Origin of the sequence: Arthrobacter sp. Edens01 (assembly GCF_001307035.1) — a bacterium.
Classification (GTDB): domain Bacteria; phylum Actinomycetota; class Actinomycetes; order Actinomycetales; family Micrococcaceae; genus Arthrobacter_B.
Genome location: NZ_LKIU01000002.1, coordinates 68552 through 86523 on the forward strand (window position 1 = coordinate 68552; position 17972 = coordinate 86523).

Genomic DNA, 17972 nt, shown 5'->3' on the forward strand with positions numbered 1-17972 from the left:
GTGTTCTGACCTGCAAGGCCCATCAGAGAACCCGGGAGATCTACGTGCTATTTGTGCTAACCGTTCTATTTGCGGTGGCACTAGTGGCGCCCTTATTCTTCCGCCGGATTGGCAGGTCTGCTTTCTATCTCCTGGCGGCAGTTCCGGCCGGCGCTTTCATCTGGCTCATGGCAACTTACCCCCGGTACATCGACTCGGACCAGTCCCTGGCTTCCGGGGCCCCGAACGCGCCGCCGTCGGTCATCATTTCCTGGATCCCGGACCTCCGCGTGGAACTCGCGTTCCGGATGGACGCGCTCTCCGCCGTCCTGGCAATACTCATTCTTGGCGTCGGCTCCCTGGTGCTCTTCTACTGCGCCCGGTACTTCCGTCCGGAAGATCCGAAAATGGGCAGCTTCGGCGCCCAGCTGCTGGCCTTCGCCGCGGCCATGTTTGGTCTGGTTACCGCAGATGACCTGATCCTGCTGTTCATCTTCTGGGAACTGACAACAATCCTGTCCTACCTGCTGATCGGCTACGCGGCCCACCGGCTCTCGGCACGGCGTGCAGCGCTGCAGGCCCTGATCGTCACCACCTTCGGCGGGCTTGCGATGCTCGTGGGCATGATCATGCTCGGCTCCGCCGCAGGCACTTACCGGATATCCGAGATCATGGCGATGGCTCCGGAACTGGCAGCCAGCGGAGTCATCGTCGACGTCGCCGTCGTCCTGCTGCTGCTTGGTGCGGTTTCCAAGTCTGCGCTCTTCCCCTTCCACTTCTGGCTCCCGGCCGCCATGGCCGCGCCCACCCCGGTCAGTGCCTACCTGCACGCCGCCGCAATGGTGAAGGCCGGCATCTACCTCGTCGCCCGCCTGGCCCCGGGATTCTGGGAAACAACCTACTGGACCCCGGTCATCACCGTGCTGGGCCTTGCGACCCTGCTCCTGGGCGGCTGGCGCGCACTGCGCCAGCACGACCTGAAGCTGATGCTTGCCTACGGAACTGTCAGCCAGCTCGGCTTCCTCACGCTCGTTGTGGGGCTGGGCAACCGCGAAGCGGCCCTGGCCGGGCTGGGCCTGCTTGTTGCCCACGGGTTCTTCAAGGCCACCCTGTTCCTGGTTGTGGGCATCATCGACCACCAGGCCGGTACCCGCGACATCCGCAAGCTTTCCGGCGTCGGGCGTTCGGCTCCCATACTGGCCGTTGTTGCGGCCATTGGCGCAGCATCCATGGCGGGCCTGCCGCCGCTGCTGGGATTCGTGGCCAAGGAATCCGTCTACGAGACCTACGTCCACTTCGCCGAGGAACAGGGCACGCCTACGGCCGTGGTCCTGCTCATCGGCGTGGTCGCCGGTGCCATCCTGACCTTCGCGTACAGCTGCCGGTTTGTGTGGGGCGGCTTTGCCACCAAGGAATCCTGCAAGCCCACAGCGTTCAAGGCGATTCCTTGGCCCTTCCTGGCACCTCCGGCGCTCCTCGCAGCTGCCACCGTATTCTTTGGCCTCTGGCCCAAGCCGCTGGACACGATCATCAGCCCGTACGCGGATCTTTACCCGCTGAAGGGCGAAGCGACGCACCTGGCGCTTTGGCACGGCCTGACCCTGGCCCTGGGCCTCACTGCCCTGACGATCGCGGCCGGAAGCCTGCTGTTCTGGCAGCGCACACGGATGGAGAAGTTCCAGGCCCGTGTCGCAAGCCCGCTTGATGCCGAGCGTTCCTACCGCGGCCTGATCGGCATCCTGGACGACGCCGCTGTCTGGGTCACCGGCCGCACGCAGCGTGGTTCGCTGACGTTCTACCTGTTCGTCATCCTGAGCATGGCAATCGTTACCCCGCTGAGCGCCGTCCTGCTTCGCAACGCGCCAATGCCGGAGAACTTCTACTGGTTCGACACCCCTCTGCAGGCCGTGGTGGGTGCCGCCGTGGTGATCGGTGCCGTGGGTGCAGCCCGGGCCAACAAGCGGTTCCTGGCCGTGCTTATGGTCAGCGTGAGCGGCTACGGCATCGCGCTCATCTTCGCCCTGCAGGGCGCACCGGACCTGGCCCTGACCCAGATGCTGGTGGAAACGATCGTCCTGGTGGCCTTTGTGCTGGCGCTGCGTTCCCTGCCTGCCCGGCTCTGGAAGCGCGAGCCTACCGGCCAGCGGCTGCTCCGTGCCCTGCTGGGAATCAGCTTCGGCGCTGCCATGGTGGTCTTTGCGATGTCCGCAATGGCGTCCCGGGTTGCCGAGCCCATTTCACTGTCCTACCCCGAACTTGCCTACAAGGGCGGAGGCGGACTGAACATCGTCAACGTGACCCTGGTGGACATCCGCGCCTGGGATACCTTCGGTGAAATCTCCGTCCTGGCCATGGCTGCTACCGGCGTCGCATCCCTGATCTTTATCCGCGGCCGCGGCGACAAGCGCCGCCGTGCCAACGAAGTGGCAACCGGTTCAGTGGACCGGGGCCGCGAGCACTTCGCCTCCTCCGAGCGTGAAGCCGCAACCCTGGCGCTGGCCCGCAAGTTCTCCTCGGTGGCGCGTGAAGCCTGGCTGGTAGCCGGACGGACGCTCGCTCCCGAACGCCGCTCCATTATTTTCGAAGTCGTCACCCGCCTGCTGTTCCACTCGGTGATCATCTTCTCCATCTACCTGCTCCTTGCCGGGCACAACACCCCCGGCGGCGGCTTCGCGGGCGGCCTGATGGCCGGACTGGCGCTGACCATCCGTTACCTTGCCGGCGGACGCTTCGAGCTTGCCGAAGCAACTCCCGTCAGCGCGGGCACTTTGCTGGGCGGCGGACTGGGCCTCGCTGCCCTCTCCGCGGCAGCTCCGCTGTTCTTCGGCGGACAGGTCCTGCAGAGCGCGATTATCGAGTTCACCTGGCCGGTCTTCGGGGACATCAAGTTCGTCACCTCCACCATCTTCGACATTGGCGTGTACCTGGTGGTGGTCGGCCTGGTGCTCGACGTCCTGCGCAGCCTCGGGTCTGAAATCGATGAACGCAGCGAAGGCGGTTCAGACGATGACGACGACGATGACCTGGTGGAGCCCGAACCCGAAATCCTTGAAACGGAAGGAGTGTCCCGATGAGCGTCAACATCACGCTGCTGCTCATCATGGGCGCACTCTATGCGGCGGGAATCTACCTGGTGCTGGAACGCAGCCTGACCCGGGTGGTGCTGGGACTGGCCATGATGACCAACGCGACCAACATCCTGCTGCTCGCCACGGGCGGGTACCAAGGGCTGGCACCGCTGTTCAACGCTGAGATCCCGCCGGAAGACTACAACGACCCGCTGCCGCAGGCGTTCATCCTCACCTCGATCGTTATCTCCTTCTCCGTCACTGCCTTCATGCTGGGCATCATTTACCGCTCCTGGGTGCTTGGGCGGCAGGACGAGGTCCAGGACGACATTGAAGACCGCCGCGTGGCCAGCCAGAGCAGCTACGACGCGGAAGACGACGCCGATGTCCCCGAGGACACGACTGAGTTCACGCCGGCTGATGAGGCCGAAGAAGCACCCGGTTCGCAGCGCGGACAGGGCACCGGACCTACAGGAGAGGCAAAACGATGAACGCTTCCAGTTTTGCCCCGCTTGCCGTCGTCCTGCCGTTCTTCGGCGCCGCGCTGGCATTCCTCCTGATCCGGCACCAGCGCTCCCAGCGGATCGTCTCGATCAGTGTGCTCACCCTGACCCTGGTGCTGGAATGCATCCTGCTCGGTGCCGTGTGGCAGACCGGCGCGCAGGCGGTGAACCTGGGCGGGTGGATTCCGCCGTTCGGCATCACCATGGTGGTGGACCAGTTCTCCGCACTGATGCTGGTGGTCTCCACGGCCATCAGCCTGGCCGTGCTTATCTATGCTGCCGGCCAGGGCATGACCGACGGTGATGAAGACGGACCTATTTCGATCTTCCATCCGACCTACCTGATCCTGGTTGCCGGAGTCTCGAACGCGTTCCTGGCCGGGGACCTGTTCAACCTCTACGTCGGCTTCGAAATCCTGCTCACCGCCAGCTACGTGCTGATGACGCTCGGCGGCACCACACCCCGCATCCGAGCGGGAGTGACCTACGTCGTCGTCAGCGTCATTTCCTCGGTGCTCTTCCTTACCGCCATCGGCATGATCTACGCCGCGACCGGCACCGTGAACATGGCCGACCTGGCGATCAAGCTGGGCGAGCTGGACCCGGGAACGCAGATGATGCTGCACCTGATGCTGCTGGTTGCCTTCGGCATCAAGGCGGCCGTGTTCCCGCTGTCCTTCTGGCTCCCTGACTCCTATCCCACGGCTCCTGCACCGGTCACCGCCGTGTTCGCCGGCCTGCTGACCAAGGTTGGCGTCTACGCCATGGTCCGGACCGAAACCCTGCTGTTCCCGGGAGACCGGATCAACACGCTGCTTATGGTGGTGGCCGGGCTGACCATGCTGGTGGGCATCCTCGGTGCCCTGGCCCAGACCGACATCAAACGTATGCTCTCCTTCACCCTGGTCAGCCACATTGGCTACATGGTCTTTGGCCTGGCGGTGGCCTCCGTCGTGGGCATTGGAGCGGCTGTCTTCTACGTGGTCCACCACATCACGGTCCAGACCAGCCTGTTCCTGGTCACCGGCCTGATCGAACGCCGCGGCGGCACTGCCAACATGGACCGGCTGGGCGGGCTGGCCCGGCTGTCCCCGCTCCTGGCCGTGCTCTACTTCATCCCGGCCATCAACCTTGCCGGCATTCCGCCGTTCTCCGGCTTCCTGGGCAAGCTGGGCCTCATGCAGGCCGGCGTGGAGCTCGGAACCCCGCTGGCCTACATCCTGGTCGCAGCAAGCGTGCTGACCTCGCTCCTCACCCTGCTGGTAATGGCGCGGGTCTGGAACCGTGCCTTCTGGCGGACTCCGGAGGATGCCGTACACCCGGATCCGATTCTGCTGGCCACTACTACGGACGGCAGCACCGTCCGCGACTCCGGCAACGTCAGCGGACAGAGCAGCGGGCGCTTTGGCGGCCGTTCCACGGTAAACCTGCTGCCGAAGTCCATGGTCTACCCGACCGTGGGCCTGGTGGCGCTGGGCGTGTCGCTGACCATCCTGGCCGGCCCCCTGTTCTCCCTGAGCGACGACGCAGCGCAGGACCTGCTGGACCGCACGCCGTACATTGAAGCCGTCCTGGGCGAAGGGAGTGCACCGTGACCAAGAAAGCACGCATGCGCAGCCATCCCCGGATTCCGCTGCTGAAGGAACTGCCGCTGATCATCTGGCTGGTCCTGCTCTGGGGAGCCCTTTGGCAGGACTTCAGCCTGGGCAACCTGGTTTTCGGCGCGATCATCGCCTTCGTAGTCACCAACATCTTCTACCTGCCGCCCGTGGACCTGTCCGGCCGGTTCAATCTCATCTACGCCGCCGGGTTCGGAGCACGCTTCCTCTGGAAACTGGTGATCGCCAGCTTCCACGTGCTGTGGCTGGCTACGGTCCAGGGCCCCCGGATCAGGAACGCCGTCGTGGCCGTGAAACTGCGCAGCCATTCGGACCTGCTGGTCACGGCAACCGGCCACGCGCTGTCCCTGATCCCCGGCTCGCTGGTGGTGGAAGTGGACCGTTCCACGTCCACCCTGTACCTGCACTGCCTGGGTGTGGACAGCCAGGAAGCCGCCGAGAAGATCCGGGATGACGTGCGGGCCACTGAATCCTGGCTGATCCGGATGATGGGCACCAAGGAAGACCTGGCGCTGGTCCGGGCTGAACAGAAAGACCTGAAGGAACTGCGCGCAGGGGAGGTCAGCCGGTGACTGCTGTAATCATCGTCGTTTCGGTCATGCTGGCGGTCGCTGCCGCAGGGGCCATCTTTAGGATTATCCGCGGACCCTCCATCCTCGACCGGGTACTCGCTGCGGACGTGCTGCTGGCGATCGTCGGCGGCGCGCTGATAGTGGACATGGTCGTGTACCGGAACTTCGACTTCCTTGCCCTGGTGATCGCGATTTCGCTGATCGGGTTCATTGGCTCCGTGACCGTTGCCCGCTTCGTAACGGACCGGAGGTAGCCGTGAGCGAGACTGTGATTGACGTGATCGTGGCGGTCCTGCTGCTGGGCGGCGCCACCATGTCCCTGGCCGCGGCAATCGGCCTGACCCGGTTCCCTGACCTGATGAGCCGGATGCACGCTGCGTCCAAGCCGCAGGTGCTTGGCCTGCTGCTCTTCCTGCTGGCCATGGCCGTGGAGTTCCGCAGCTGGGTCCTGCTTCCGGTGCTCGGCCTGTGCTGGATCTTTATGCTGCTCACCGCTCCGGTCTCAGCCCACATGGTGGGCCGCGCGGGTTACCGGACCAAGCACCTTCGTCCGGAACTGCTCACCATCGATGAGCTCGATGATGTTGTGGAACGGGCCCAGCAGCTGATGTTCGAGGCCACGGCAGAGAAGGAAGATGCCGAGGACTCTGCGGACCCGAAGGTCGATGACGATCCCGGACAGGAGCCCGACGGCACCTACTACACGGGGGAACTCAGCGACGAGGACCTGGCGCAGGCCAAGGCTGAGGAGGAAGCTGCCTCCCGCCCGCCGGGACGCAGCCGCGAGGGCTGATCCGGCTCCCCAAAAGAAAACCATCGAGATGACAGAAACTGCCCGTATGAACGCTCATACGGGCAGTTTCTGTCATCTCGATGGTGGAACGAAACCGGGTTAGACGACCTCGGGAGTGCGGCTGTAGCGGGCGATCGCGCGCTGCGTGCCGCGGTTGGTCAGCACCCGGATAACCTGGCTGACGGCTCCGGAAACCAGGGCAAAGATGACGGCGGAACGCAGGCTTGCGTCCAGTGCGCCGTCCTTGTCCTTGGGTGGCTCATTGCCCGTGGCTTTGGTCCAGACAAAATCCAGGATCTTCGCGGAGGCCAGGCCCGCGCCCACGCTGACACCGGTGCCCAGCAGTTTCAGGATCAGGTTCATGAGTGCTCCTTGTGTTGTGCGTTGGTATTGCTCCCTACGCTACCTGCCGCACAGGGATTCCTCTCGGATCTGCGTGTACAGTGGACCTCGCATACATACGACAGGGGAGCGCCGCTTCCCGGCTCCGGGCCATCCGGAAGCCGGTTTTCGGGCGCTGAGAGTGCGGAACAAGCCGCAGACCCTCGAACCTGCTCCGGTTAGTACCGGCGAAGGGAGTCGAGTTCTCAGGGGTGCACCGCCACAGGCGGTTTTCCCTCCCCTCCTGAATCCAGGAGGAACCTTCCATGCAAGAAACCACTTTCACCACTGCGAGAAACCGGTCATCCTGGCGCGTAGTGGACATTGTTGTCGCGTCCGTTCTCGCCGTTGCTACCGGCGTTGTGTTCTGGGCCTGGTCACTGGCCTACGGCGGTGTGGCTGCCCTCTTCGTTGCCTTCCCTCCGCTGGGCGGGCTCTACACCGGCGGCTGGCTGATCGCGGGCGTCCTTGGCGGACTGATCATCCGCAAACCCGGAGCGGCACTGTACTGCGAAGTCCTCGCTGCAGCCGTTTCCGGTGTGCTGGGAACCCAGTTCGGCTTGTCCGTGCTGCTTTCCGGCGCCATCCAGGGCCTGGGCGCGGAGCTGGTGTTCCTGATCTTCCTCTACCGGAAGTTCACTCTTCCGGTGTCCCTGCTTGCCGGACTGGGCTCGGGCATTTTCCTCGGGGTCAGCGAAACCATCCTCTACATGCCTGAATGGGCATTCCAGTGGAAGGCGCTCTACGCCGTATTCGCCGCCGTATCCGGGATGATCCTCGCCGGAGCGTTGTCCTGGCTGGCCGTCCGGGCCCTGGCACGGACGGGGGTCCTCTCCGCCTTCGCTTCAGGACGGACGGCGGACGCGTAGATGGACCGGAGTATTTCCGCGGTGTCCAGGCCTGTGGCTGTTACCGCGCGGGACTGGGGCTGGCGGCACGCCGGCCGCAAGGCGCCGGCCGTTCAGGGCGCATCTTTTGAGATCTCAGCGGGGGAGAGGGTGCTCCTGCTGGGCGCGTCCGGGGCAGGCAAATCGACCTTGCTGCACGCGCTTTCCGGCGTACTGGGAGAGGACACCGGCGGCACGGAGAGCGGAACCCTGGCGCTCGACGGCGTCCACCCGCAATCAGCACGCGGCCGAGCCGGGCTACTGCTCCAGGACCCGGACTCGCAGATTGTGCTCTCCCGGGTGGGCGACGAGGTTGCCTTCGGGGCGGAAAACCTTGGCGTTCCGCGCACGGAGATCTGGGCGCGGGTGCAGTCTGCCCTCGACGACGTTGGGCTGGCCCTCCCGCTGAACCACTCCACTGCTGCGCTTTCCGGCGGGCAGAAGCAGCGGTTGGCTCTGGCTTCCATCCTGGCCATGTCCCCGGGGCTGCTGCTGCTGGACGAACCCACCGCCAACCTGGACCCGGAGGGTGTGCTGGAGATCCGGGACGCCGTCGCCCGGGTTCTGGACCGGACCGGCGCCACCCTGATTGTGGTGGAGCACAGGGTTGCCGCCTGGGCGGAACTGGTGGACCGGGTGATAGTGCTCGACGCCGGCGGGGGACTGCTGGCGGACGGCCCGCCGCAGGAGGTACTCACCGCTGAGCGGACACGTGCCCGGCTCACTGAAGCCGGAGTCTGGCTGCCCGGCGCCGCCCAGTCCATTCCGGAACCTTCTGCTGCTGATCCTTCGGCGGAAGCGCTGCTGAACGCCCGTGAACTGGAAGTGGCGCGGACGGCAAAGGGCCCCGCGGTGCTCAGCGGCGTCAGTCTTTCCCTCAAGGCCGGTGACGCACTTGGCATTACCGGTCCCAACGGTGCTGGAAAGTCCACGCTGGCCCTGACCCTTGGCGGGCTGCTGCGTCCCCGCGGCGGCACCCTCGAGGCAGCTCCCGGGCTGGCCAGGGAGGCAGGAAGCATCCCGTCGAAGTGGAAGTCTGCCCAGCTCGTTACCCGGATCGGGACGGTGTTCCAGGAACCCGAGCACCAGTTCCTGACCGGCAGCGTGCGGGACGAACTCGCCTTCGGTCCACGGCATGCCGGACGCGGGGACTCCGAAACAGCGGCAACGGTGGAGTCCCTGGCCAGCCGGCTGCGGCTGCACGGGCTGCTGGGCGTCAACCCGTTTACGCTGTCCGGCGGGGAGAAACGCAGGCTGTCGGTGGCCACCATGCTGGCTACCGCACCGGACATCCTGCTCCTGGACGAACCGACCTTCGGGCAGGATGCGAATACCTGGCGCGAACTGGTGGCGCTGCTTGCCGAACAACGCCGGGATTCGGGCTGTGCGGTGGTGTCGGTGACGCACGACCGGGAGTTCATCGCGGCCCTGGGCGGGAGCGTACTGCAGGTCCAGAACGGCACTGCCCGGCTGCTGCCTTCTCCACAGCGCATGACGGGAGAGGCAGCATGAGTGCGCCGGCCATCCAGCCCGCGGCTCCGGGAGCCCTTCCTGCATCGGGAGCCTCACGCCTCGCCGCGGCCAACCCGCTGGCCACCCTGGGCGCCGCCGTCGCGGTCACAGCCGCCGTCCTGCTGACCGTGGACTGGGTCAGTGCCACGGTGGTTCTGGCCGGTGAGCTGGCACTGCTTCCGCTGCTGCGCATCAACCCATGGACCCTGGTGAAACGGATCTGGCCCCTGCTGATCGCTGCATTGGTGGGCGCCTGGGGGACGGCACTGCTGGCCGAGAAAACCGGAGAAGTGCTGCTGGATGCCGGTCCGCTGCTGTTCACCGCGGATTCGGTGGCGGCAGGCATCGCCATTGGGCTTCGCGGCCTGGCGATCGCACTGCCTGGCATTTTCCTGCTGGTCACCGTTGATGCCACGGACCTCGCTGATGCGCTGGCCCAGCGGCTGCATCTGCCGTCCAGGTTTGTGCTCGGTGCGCTTGCGGCGATGCGGCTGGTAGGGCTGCTGGTGGAAGAATGGCGCACCCTGGGACTGGCCCGGCATGCCCGCGGGGCCGACGCCGCAGCCTCCCCTCTGGGCAGGCTCCGCAACTTCCTGGGGCAGGGTCTGGCGCTGCTGGTCCAGGCCATCCGCCGGGCAACCCGGCTGGCGGTAGCCATGGAAGCGCGCGGATTCGGCAGCGGAGAACGGACATGGGCACGTTCGTCCACGTTTAGCCGCATAGACCTTTGGGTGCTGGGTTACGGAATGGGATTGGCGGCCGCCGCCGTGGCCGCTTCGGTGGCTGCGGGAACATTCAACTTCATCCTGACCTAGGACACGGCCGGCCGGGGGCCTGCTCCATCTTCGAACCTCGCGCCCGGTCCTCACCGCGGCTACAGGACGGTTTCCACCAGGGCCGAGAGCTCGGCCGTCAGTTCGGCGGACACCGGCAGCGGTTCGCCGTCGACTGACTTCACCGGTGCCAGCAGGCGGATGCTGGAAATCAGCCACACGCCGTCCGCCTGCATCAGGTGGGATGGTTCCAGCGGTCCGTAGCCAAGCTGCCAGCCGGCATTCTCCGCGGCGGCAAAAAGCGCACTCTGGGTGGTGCCGGGCAGGATCCCGCTTTCGAGTTCGGGAGTGAGCAGGGTCTTGATTTCGTCCTCGACCACAGCCAGGACAACGGTGGAGGTGGGACCCTCCAGGACCTTGCCGTCCGAGGAAGTGAAGATGACGTCGTCTGCTCCGTGCTGTTTCGCGAAGCGGATGGCCGCCATGTTCACGGCGTAGGAGAGCGTTTTGGAGCCCAGGAGCAGCCACGGAGCACGCTCTGCCACGGAAGAGTCGTAGCCGCGGTCCAACAGGAGCACGTCCAGGCCTTCTTCACGCTGCTTCGCCGTCGAATCCGGCACCGGGGAGGCTGCCACCCATGCGGTTGGGACACCGGCGCCCTCGGGGCCGCGGGTCAGCATCAGTTTCACCACTGCGGGCACCCCGCTGTGGTCACGCTCAAACTCGGCCAGCGCCGTCGTGATGGCGGCCTCCCAGAGGGCAGAGGACGGGAAATCCAGCTGCAGCGCTGCAGCTGAAGACGCCATCCGCTCCAAATGCATGGCCAGTTTCCGGGGATGCCCGTCCACCGCCAGCATCGACTCGAAAACACCGTCACCGCGGGTGACCCCAAGGTCCGTAGCCATCAGCTGCGGCTTGGAAGCATCGGCCACGCGGCCGGCCGGGAACGCGGGATCCAGGAATACCAAAACTGTCATGAAGCAAGCCTAGTGCGCCCTGTGTGCCAAACCTGGCTCCCGTCCGACTAGGCTGAAGGGACGGTTGGGTGGTCGGAGGGACAAGCGCGCGTGTGGTGGACGGTTACTGCTCCAAACTGGCTTGCGACAAGTCTGACGATCCTCGACTTCGCGATCCGGATCATTGCGCTCGGCGTTGTGCCTGGAAACCGCCGTCCCACCACGGCCATGGCGTGGCTGCTGGCGATCTTCTTCCTGCCGGTCCCCGGGATCATCCTGTTCACCCTGTTCGGCAACCACAGGCTTTCTGAACAGCGTGTCGAACGCCAGACCATGATCAACCGCAGGGTCCGCGAGAACACCCGCGAGCTCGAGGCCGAGTCCAGCTCCTACTCAGGGCCGGATTGGGTGCTCTCCGCCGTGGAACTGAACCGGCGGCTGGGATCGCTTCCCAGCCTGGACGGCAACAAGGTCGAGCTTCAGCGGGACTATGAGGAATCCATCCGCCAGATGACGGACGCGGTGCGCGGGGCTGCCAAGTACGTGCACGTCGAGTTCTACATCATGAGCTACGACGCCGTCACCCGGGAATTCTTTACCGCGCTGAAGGACGCCGCCGAACGCGGCGTGACCGTGCGCCTCCTGTTCGATCACATTGGCACCCTGAGGGTAAAGGGCTACCGGCAGCTGCTCAAGGAACTGAAGACCAGCAGGATCCAGTGGCACCCCATGCTTCCCATCCAGCCCCTGCGCGGCCACTGGCGGCGGCCGGACCTGCGCAACCACCGCAAGATCCTTGTAGTGGACGGAGTCATCGGCTTCACCGGGTCGCAGAACCTGGTGGAACCGGGCTACCGCAAACCCCACAACCACAGGATGGGCCGCAAATGGGTGGAACTCATGAGCCGGCTCGAGGGCCCGGTAGTGGATGAAATCAACGTGGTGTTCGCTACGGACTGGAACATGGAAACGGACGAGAACCTCGAACAGGAGCTCAGCCTGTACGAGTGGACCTCCAAGCCCGGGGACATCACCTGCCAGGTAGTCCCCTCCGGGCCCGGTTTCACCACGGAGAACAACCTGCGGCTGTTTACGTCGCTGCTGTATTCCGCCTCCGAGCGCATCTCCATCACCAGCCCGTACTTTGTGCCGGATGATTCGCTGCTGTACGCCATTACGACGGCGGCCCAGCGCGGCGTGCAGGTTGAACTGTTCGTCTCCGAGCGCGGCGACCAGTTCCTGGTGGACCATGCCCAGCGTTCCTACTATGAGGCGCTGCTCGACGCCGGCATCCGGATTTGGCAGTACCCCGCACCGCTGGTGCTGCACGCCAAGCATTTCACCGTGGACAACGATGTTGCCGTGCTGGGTTCATCCAACATGGACATGCGTTCCTTCTCGCTGAACCTGGAAGTTTCAATGATGATGTTCGGCGGGAACATCGTGGAGAAGACGCGCCAGATCGAGGACACCTACCGCAGCCTGTCCAAGGAACTGATCCTCGAGGAATGGCGCAACCGGCCGGTCTGGCAGCGTTACGTGGACAACGTTGCCCGGCTGACGGCCACCCTGCAGTAGCCTGCTCCCGAACCTGCCCTTACCGCACCTGCCGTCCCCAGCCTGCTGACGGGAGCGGAAGGGACTCCAGTGCGCGCTTCACGTACAGGTGGAGCTGGCCGGACGCGGTTCCCGTGGAGACAACGATGTCCGCAGCATCAGCCACCGGATCAGACGCTGCCCAGGCCCCTTCCTGTGCCGCCCACCGGTCCCAGTGCGGCGCGTAGGTTTCGCCGTCGCGGGCCAGTGCGCGCTCCTTCCGGAGCTGCTCCGGTGCCTGGATCCAAACCACCGCGTCCAGGAGATCACGGGCAGCACGGTGTCCGGCGCCAACACCTTCGAAGACCACGATGTCCGCCGGTTCGGTCCGGTGCGTCTGGGCGTAGCATCCGGCGACCCAGTCCCAGGCCTGCCACAGTGCGGGTTCACCGGCGGCCAGCGGGGACAGGACCTTGAGCCGGTAATACTCCATCCCGTCCCGCAGTCCGTCCCACCCGGCATAGACATCTTCCAGATGGAAGACTTCCACTGAACGGCGGGCACGCAGCTCAGCCGCCAGTGCCAGTGCCAGGCTGGTCTTGCCCGCGCCGGAAAAACCGTCGATGCCGATCAGCAGCGGACGCGTTGCCTGAACTCTCACGGGTGCCGGTCCGCCAGCGCAGACCGGACAAAGTCCACAACACCCGGCACAGCAGCCTGGATCAGGGCGTAGGAGGAATCGAAATCGGACATGTCGCCGTACCAGGGATCGTCAATGCCCTGCCCGCTGGCCGGCAGGTCCGCGGCGGCGGGGTCGAAGCTGCGCAGCATCCGGATCCTGGAGCGGAACCCGGACGGGGCTTCTGCCTGCAAATGAGTCAGGTGTCCGTAATCAAGGGCGAGAATAAGGTCCCGTTCCCCATACCACTCCGGCTCAAAGGCACGGGCCCGGAAGCTGTCGACGGCGGGTTCGGGATAGCCGTGATTGAGGAGCTCGGCGGCAGCGCGGGGATCAATGGGCCGTCCCGCTTCCCAGGCAGTGACACCAGCGGAATCAACTGCCGTTTCTGCCTCCAGCCCGGCTTCGGAGAGCGCCTGGGCAAGAATGAACTGGGCCATCGGGGAGCGGCAGATGTTGCCGGTGCACACCGTAATGATGCGGTACATCGCTTAAGCCTACCCAGCCGCAGTGCGGCGGGCCGGAAACCGGCTCACGCCCGCGCGAGGAGTTCGCCGTTGGGAATCAGGAACCAGCCGTCAGCGGCCTCACCCCAGCGCAGCCACGTTTCTGCGATCCGGGCCAGGTCTGCCCGGGAAGCGAGGCCGCGTTCAACGGCCTGCTCTGCGTAGGCCGACTGGAGTACTCGCTGCGACCAGGCGCCGGCGTGCCAGCGGCGGCGGTCTTCCGTGGCGTACAGCCAGTTCGAGGACGACGGCTCCAGCCCGGTGAAGCCTGCCTCCAGGGCCCAGCTCACCAGCCGGCGTCCCGCATTGGGTTCAGCCCGGTTGCCGCGCGCAATTCGCTGGTAGGTGTCCATCCATTCGTCCAGCTCGGGCAGTTCCGGGTACCAGCTCATACCGTGGTAGTCGGCGTCGCGCACTGCCACCAGGCCGCCTGGGCGGGTCACCCGGCGCATTTCGTGCAGCGCTGCCACCGGGTCGGTCAGGTGCTGCAGCACCTGGTGCGCGTGGACCACATCGAACGTGTCATCCGGGAAATCCAGGTCGTAGACGTTCCCCGGCAGGAACTCCACGTTCTCCGTGCCGCGCTCGGCGGCCAGAGCCCGCGCCTGCACCAGCACATCCTCGGAACGGTCCAGTCCCGTGACCCGGCCGGGCGCGGCCACCGCCGCGAGATCCACGGTGATGCTGCCGGGACCGCAGCCAACATCGAGAATCCGGTGCCCCGGCTGAAGGCGGGGCAGGAGGTAAGCGGCAGAGTCACTGGCGCTGCGGGTGGCGTGGGCGTTCACCACGCTGCGGTGGTGTCCATGCGAATACGTGTCCTGGGGCATAGCAGGACGATACTCGGGTCGCAGGATGGAATGCAGGCAATTCGCCCCGGCCGGTCATGCTGTGTCATATCCGCTGCCGGAGGGCGCGGATTGGGAAAACCCTTGTGCCGCGCACCGTGTCGGTGCCTTGATGGAAGGTGATGTAACCGGGACCTGCGGAGGAAAGGGAACCGTGCATGAAAGCCGTCGTCCTGTATGACTCTGCCTTCGGCAATACCCGGCACATTGCCGAGGCCATCGCGCGCTCATTGGACGGGACCGGTGCGGAAGCAGTACAGGTTCCGGAGTTCCGTCCGAAGGACCTCCATCCCGGTGACCTCCTGGTGGTAGGCAGCCCGATCAACGGCTGGCGTCCCACGCCGATCATTTCGGCAGCACTGGAAGCATTCGGGCCCGATCAGCTGCACGGTGTCAAAGCCGCCGCCTTCGATACCCGGGTGCGGCTCTTTGTCCACGGGGATGCGGCCAAGAAGCTGAGTGATGAGCTGCGGCAGCACGGGGCTGAGATCATCTCCGCCCCGCAGCCCTTCTACGTGAAGGGAACCGAGGGGCCGCTCCTTCCGGGAGAGCTTGAAAAGGCTGCATTCTGGGCCCGATCCCTGCTCCACGCAGTTGGGCGCTGACGGCGCTGCCATAGTGGGCCAAAGTTGAGTGAGTATCACTCAACTTTGTTGACAAACCCGCGCCGGCCGGTAAAGTTGAGTGCAGAACGCTCAATATGCGCTACGGGTGGCTGCCGTTGATCTCCGGGATCCGGAAGTCTCCGGCGGCCATCGTTTTCCAAGGAAAGAGGAAGCAAATATGTCACGTGCAGTAGGTATCGACCTCGGAACAACCAACTCCGTAGTCTCCGTCCTCGAAGGCGGCGAGCCCACCGTCATTGCCAACGCCGAAGGCGGCCGGACCACCCCGTCGGTCGTCGCTTTCGCCAAGTCCGGTGAAGTCCTGGTTGGCGAGATCGCCAAGCGCCAGGCCGTCAACAACATCGACCGCACCATTTCCTCGGTCAAGCGCCACATGGGCACCGACTGGAACGTGGACATCGACGGCAAGAAGTACACCGCCCAGGAGATCTCCGCCCGTATCCTGCAGAAGCTGAAGGCCGACGCCGAAGCCTACCTGGGTGAAAAGGTCACCGACGCCGTCGTGACCGTTCCTGCCTACTTCAACGACGCCGAGCGCCAGGCCACGAAGGAAGCCGGCGAAATCGCCGGCCTGAACGTGCTGCGCATCGTCAACGAGCCCACCGCCGCTGCCCTGGCCTACGGCCTGGACAAGGGCAAGGAAGACGAACTGATCCTCGTCTTCGACCTCGGCGGCGGAACCTTTGACGTCTCCCTGCTGGAAGTCGGCAAGGACGAAGACGACTTCTCCACCATCCAGGTCCGCGCCACTGCCGGTGACAACCGCCTTGGCGGCGACGACTGGGACCAGCGCATCGTTGATTACCTGCTGTCCCAGGCCAAGGCAAAGGGTGCAGACCTGTCCAAGGACAAGATCGCCCTCCAGCGACTGAAGGAAGCTGCAGAGCAGGCCAAGAAGGAACTCTCCTCGGCCACCTCCACCAACATCTCCCTCCAGTACCTCTCGGTGACCCCCGAAGGCCCCGTCCACCTGGACGAGCACCTTTCCCGGGCCAAGTTCCAGGACCTGACCAAGGACCTGCTGGACCGCACCAAGAAGCCGTTCAACGACGTCATCTCGGAAGCGGGCATCAAGGTCTCGGACATCGACCACATCATCCTGGTGGGCGGCTCCACCCGTATGCCTGCCGTCTCCGAGCTCGTCAAGGAACTGGCCGGCGGCCAGGAGCCGAACAAGGGTGTGAACCCGGACGAGGTTGTGGCCGTTGGCGCAGCACTGCAGGCCGGTGTCCTCAAGGGCGAGCGCAAGGACGTCCTGCTGATCGACGTCACCCCGCTTTCCCTGGGCATTGAAACCAAGGGCGGCGTGATGACCAAGCTGATCGAGCGCAACACTGCCATCCCGACCAAGCGCAGCGAAACCTTCACCACCGCTGACGACAACCAGCCCTCGGTTGCCATCCAGGTGTTCCAGGGCGAGCGTGAGTTCACCCGGGACAACAAGCCGCTGGGCACCTTCGAACTGACCGGTATTGCACCGGCTCCGCGCGGGGTGCCGCAGGTTGAGGTCACCTTCGACATCGATGCCAACGGCATTGTCCACGTCTCCGCGAAGGACAAGGGCACCGGTGCTGAGCAGTCCATGACCATCACCGGCGGTTCCTCCCTCTCCAAGGAAGACATCGACCGTATGGTCCGTGAAGCCGAAGAGCACGCTGCGGAGGACAAGAAGCGCCGCGAGGCAGCCGACGTCCGCAACTCCGCTGAACAGCTGGCCTACTCGGTGGACAAGCTCCTTTCCGACAACGACGACAAGCTGCCCGAGGACGTCAAGTCCGAGGTCAAGGGCGACGTCGATGCGCTGAAGAAGGCACTGGAAGGAACCGACAACGACGACGAGGTGAAGAGCGCGTTCGAGAAGCTCCAGGCCTCCCAGACCAAGCTCGGCGAAGCGATCTACTCGCAGGCCCAGGCTGCCGGTGACTCGGGTGCCGGCGCAGCCGGAGGCTCTGCCGACGGTGAGAACGCAGGCGGATCGGCAGCCGGCGATGAAGACATCGTGGACGCCGAAGTCGTAGACGACGAAGAAAAGAAGTAGCCATGGCTGCTGAGAACGGCAACGGAAACCAGACCCCCGGCAACGAGCCGGAGGAAAACCAGGAACCGCAGTCGCAGCAGGCAGGATCCTCCGAGGCGGGCAGCCAGCCCGCCCCGGAGGGAGGCAGCGCCGAAGGCGATGCGCTCTCCCAGGCCGAAGAGATCCTGAACAGCGCCGGGGCCGAGGCCCCGGCGGCTGCCGGATCCCCTGAAGCCGCAGAGCTGCGCAATGACCTGCTTCGCCTGCAGGCGGAGTACGTCAACTACCGCCGCCGCGTGGAGCGGGACCGCGACGTCGCCCGGGAAATGGCAGTGATCGGAATGCTCAATTCCCTCCTGCCTGTCCTGGATGACATCGAGGCGGCCCGCAAGCACGGGGACCTTGCTGAGGGCCCTTTCGCATCCATCTCGGTAAAGCTGGAAAATACGCTCAAGGGCTACGGCCTGACCCGGATCGATGAGACCGGGGTGGAGTTCGATCCGAACGTCCACGAAGCGCTTATCCAGCAGCAGAGCCCCGACGTCACCTCGGACACCGTTACGCAGATCCTGCGCACGGGCTATAAGTCCAACGACAGGGTGCTGCGTGCGGCACAGGTGATCGTCTCCGTTCCGGAGCAGTAGCACTTCACGCCGGGGACCGCCGCTTCGGCGGTCCCCGGCGGCTCCGCATCGGAGCAGGCCCAAGCGTTGTTTA

17 protein-coding genes, 1 pseudogene and 1 riboswitch are annotated in these 17972 nt (G+C 65.1%); of the genes and pseudogenes, 13 read left to right on the forward strand and 5 right to left on the reverse strand.

All coding sequences use genetic code 11. The annotated features are described in order from the left end of the window. The first annotated feature begins 44 nt into the window (after nt 1-44). The 6 genes and pseudogenes from AO716_RS00735 to mnhG all read left to right on the forward strand — a co-directional run. Nucleotides 45-3053 (forward strand): Na+/H+ antiporter subunit A, encoded by a 3009-nt coding sequence (locus AO716_RS00735; protein ID WP_055239055.1) that lies wholly within the window; start codon nt 45-47, stop codon nt 3051-3053. After that, nucleotides 3050-3538: a Na(+)/H(+) antiporter subunit C gene (locus tag AO716_RS00740; RefSeq protein WP_055239056.1), complete on the forward strand. Its 489-nt coding sequence runs from the start codon at nt 3050-3052 to the stop codon at nt 3536-3538. Before AO716_RS00735 ends, AO716_RS00740 begins: the two co-directional genes overlap by 4 nt. Further along, nucleotides 3535-5145: a Na+/H+ antiporter subunit D gene (locus tag AO716_RS00745; RefSeq protein ID WP_055239057.1), complete on the forward strand. Its 1611-nt coding sequence runs from the start codon at nt 3535-3537 to the stop codon at nt 5143-5145. Before AO716_RS00740 ends, AO716_RS00745 begins: the two co-directional genes overlap by 4 nt. Nucleotides 5146-5159: 14 nt before the next feature. Then, nucleotides 5160-5741 carry a Na+/H+ antiporter subunit E gene (locus AO716_RS00750; protein ID WP_055239058.1) on the forward strand — a complete coding sequence of 194 codons (582 nt, stop codon included), beginning with the start codon at nt 5160-5162 and terminating at the stop codon, nt 5739-5741. A 26-nt stretch (nt 5742-5767) separates the two neighbouring features. After that, on the forward strand, nt 5768-5995 hold the full coding sequence (locus tag AO716_RS00755) for a monovalent cation/H+ antiporter complex subunit F (protein WP_055239708.1): 228 nt from the start codon (nt 5768-5770) through the stop codon (nt 5993-5995). A 2-nt stretch (nt 5996-5997) separates the two neighbouring features. Continuing rightward, nucleotides 5998-6339, forward strand: a pseudogene (mnhG, locus tag AO716_RS17635) (monovalent cation/H(+) antiporter subunit G); the annotation flags it as partial. 294 nt (nt 6340-6633) lie between these two features. Here the strand turns inward: mnhG and AO716_RS00765 are convergent. Beyond that, nucleotides 6634-6897, reverse strand: coding sequence for a DUF4235 domain-containing protein (locus AO716_RS00765; RefSeq protein ID WP_055239059.1), 264 nt, complete (start codon nt 6895-6897; stop codon nt 6634-6636). Nucleotides 6898-6989: 92 nt separating this feature from the next. Further along, nucleotides 6990-7129, forward strand: a riboswitch (TPP riboswitch). 52 nt (nt 7130-7181) lie between these two features. On the opposite strand from AO716_RS00765, the gene AO716_RS00770 reads away from it, so the two are divergent. Genes AO716_RS00770 through AO716_RS00780 form a run of 3 tightly spaced genes read left to right on the forward strand, consistent with a single transcriptional unit; the run spans nt 7182 to nt 10129 of the window. Beyond that, nucleotides 7182-7784, forward strand: coding sequence for an ECF transporter S component (locus AO716_RS00770; protein WP_055239060.1), 603 nt, complete (start codon nt 7182-7184; stop codon nt 7782-7784). Next, a complete protein-coding gene (locus AO716_RS00775) occupies nt 7785-9314 on the forward strand; it encodes an ABC transporter ATP-binding protein (RefSeq protein WP_055239061.1) in 1530 nt (509 codons plus the stop codon). Then, nucleotides 9311-10129 carry an energy-coupling factor transporter transmembrane component T family protein gene (locus AO716_RS00780; RefSeq protein ID WP_055239062.1) on the forward strand — a complete coding sequence of 273 codons (819 nt, stop codon included), beginning with the start codon at nt 9311-9313 and terminating at the stop codon, nt 10127-10129. Before AO716_RS00775 ends, AO716_RS00780 begins: the two co-directional genes overlap by 4 nt. 59 nt (nt 10130-10188) lie before the next feature. Here AO716_RS00780 and AO716_RS00785 read toward each other — a convergent pair whose 3' ends face one another. Beyond that, nucleotides 10189-11064, reverse strand: coding sequence for an aminodeoxychorismate lyase (locus AO716_RS00785; RefSeq protein ID WP_055239063.1), 876 nt, complete (start codon nt 11062-11064; stop codon nt 10189-10191). A gap of 90 nt (nt 11065-11154) precedes the next feature. Here AO716_RS00785 and cls point away from each other — a divergent pair, with 90 nt between their 5' ends. Then, a complete protein-coding gene (cls, locus tag AO716_RS00790) occupies nt 11155-12621 on the forward strand; it encodes a cardiolipin synthase (RefSeq protein ID WP_055239064.1) in 1467 nt (488 codons plus the stop codon). A 19-nt stretch (nt 12622-12640) separates the two neighbouring features. Here the strand turns inward: cls and AO716_RS00795 are convergent, their stop codons facing one another. From AO716_RS00795 to AO716_RS00805, 3 genes are read right to left on the reverse strand one after another with little or no spacing between them, the layout of a single operon-like run. Next, nucleotides 12641-13240: an AAA family ATPase gene (locus AO716_RS00795; RefSeq protein ID WP_055239065.1), complete on the reverse strand. Its 600-nt coding sequence runs from the start codon at nt 13238-13240 to the stop codon at nt 12641-12643. After that, complete coding sequence (locus AO716_RS00800; RefSeq protein ID WP_055239066.1) at nt 13237-13746, reverse strand: low molecular weight protein-tyrosine-phosphatase; 510 nt, start codon at nt 13744-13746, stop codon at nt 13237-13239. Before AO716_RS00800 ends, AO716_RS00795 begins: the two co-directional genes overlap by 4 nt. A gap of 44 nt (nt 13747-13790) precedes the next feature. Further along, nucleotides 13791-14630: a class I SAM-dependent methyltransferase gene (locus tag AO716_RS00805; RefSeq protein ID WP_268753551.1), complete on the reverse strand. Its 840-nt coding sequence runs from the start codon at nt 14628-14630 to the stop codon at nt 13791-13793. Nucleotides 14631-14770: 140 nt separating this feature from the next. On the opposite strand from AO716_RS00805, the gene AO716_RS00810 reads away from it, so the two are divergent. The 3 genes from AO716_RS00810 to AO716_RS00820 all read left to right on the forward strand — a co-directional run bounded on the left by AO716_RS00810 (nt 14771) and on the right by AO716_RS00820 (nt 17899). Next, a complete protein-coding gene (locus AO716_RS00810; protein WP_055239068.1) occupies nt 14771-15217 on the forward strand; it encodes a flavodoxin family protein in 447 nt (148 codons plus the stop codon). A 178-nt stretch (nt 15218-15395) separates the two neighbouring features. Continuing rightward, the gene (gene dnaK / locus AO716_RS00815) at nt 15396-17276 is read left to right on the forward strand and encodes a molecular chaperone DnaK (protein WP_055239069.1); all 1881 of its coding nucleotides are present in this window, start codon (nt 15396-15398) and stop codon (nt 17274-17276) included. A gap of 2 nt (nt 17277-17278) precedes the next feature. Further along, nucleotides 17279-17899, forward strand: a complete 621-nt coding sequence (locus tag AO716_RS00820) for a nucleotide exchange factor GrpE (protein WP_055239070.1) — start codon at nt 17279-17281, stop codon at nt 17897-17899. Nucleotides 17900-17972 lie beyond the last annotated feature (73 nt).